This window comes from Actinomadura sp. 6K520 (assembly GCF_004349245.1).
Classification (GTDB): Bacteria; Actinomycetota; Actinomycetes; order Streptosporangiales; family Streptosporangiaceae; genus Spirillospora.
In genome coordinates, this window is sequence record NZ_SMLC01000410.1 from 1 (window position 1) to 1017 (window position 1017).

1 protein-coding gene is annotated in these 1017 nt (G+C 70.2%); it reads right to left on the reverse strand.

Annotated features, from left to right (window positions below):
* On the reverse strand, positions 1–663 hold a 663-nt coding region (locus E1289_RS37710; RefSeq protein WP_131988980.1), incomplete at its 3' end, for a tyrosine-protein phosphatase.
* Positions 664–1017: the final 354 nt, after the last annotated feature.

The following is a 1017-nucleotide window of genomic DNA, read 5'->3' on the forward strand; positions in this document are numbered from 1 at the left end:
GTGGGAGTCGGCGGGGCGGGAGTCGAGGTCGGCGGCGTAGGTGTCGCTGGCGCGGAGGCGGCGCAGGATGGCGTCGATGCGGTCGCCGGTCTGGGCGTAGTCGTTGACGATGGCTTCGCGGGTGACTCCGGCGGCGTCGAGGGCGAGGGCGCAGACGACGCCGGTGCGGTCCTTGCCGGCGGCGCAGTGGACGAGTGAGGCGCCGTCGGTGCGGGTCATGACGCGCAGGGCGGTGATGATGGAGTCGCCGCGGTCGTTGAGGTAGCCGAGGTAGTGGCCGGTGGGGCGGTCCGGGCCGGGGTTCCGGGTGGCGCTGTTCTGCCAGGGGAGGACTTTGTCGATCTCGACGGTGTCGGCGGCGACGTCGGTGTGGCGGCCGCCTTCGGGGAACAGGGACAGCTGGTGGACGGTGATGGACGGTACGCGGGTGAGGGGGCCGGGTCCTTCGAGGCGTACTTCGGCGTGGCTGCGCAGGTCGATGATGTTCTTGAGGGCGTAGTCGTCGAGGAGGAGCCGCACGTCGGCGACCGTGAGGTGCTGGAGGTTGTCGGAGCGCAGGATGCGTGCGCGGCGTGTGGTGCGTCCGTCGGTGGTGGGGAGTCCGCCCAGGTCACGGGCGTTGACTGCGCCTTTCAGGTTGATCCAGCGTGTGCCGTCGTCCATGGTTTGTGACCTTATATGGCGGTTGTTGGCGCTGTTTTTCGCAGGGGTGGTGTTGTGGGGAGTGGTGTGCGGGGGAGGACCGGGACTTAGGAGCCAGATGGGGGATGGCTCTGCAGCGTGGTGACCGGCCGGTTGCGCGGCCCGTAGCTTCGGGTCATCGTCCCTGTTCCACGAATGGAGGCTTCATGCCCTCGATCCTGCACGCCGCGCCCCCTCCGGCGGCCCGGCCGGCCGGCAGTGATTTCGCGCCGCTGGCCCGCCGGGTCCGTGAGAGCGGGCTGCTGGATCGGCGTCGTGGTTACTACGTGCGGGCCGTCGGGCTGAATCTGGCGGCGACGGCGGCGGTGTGGGGGG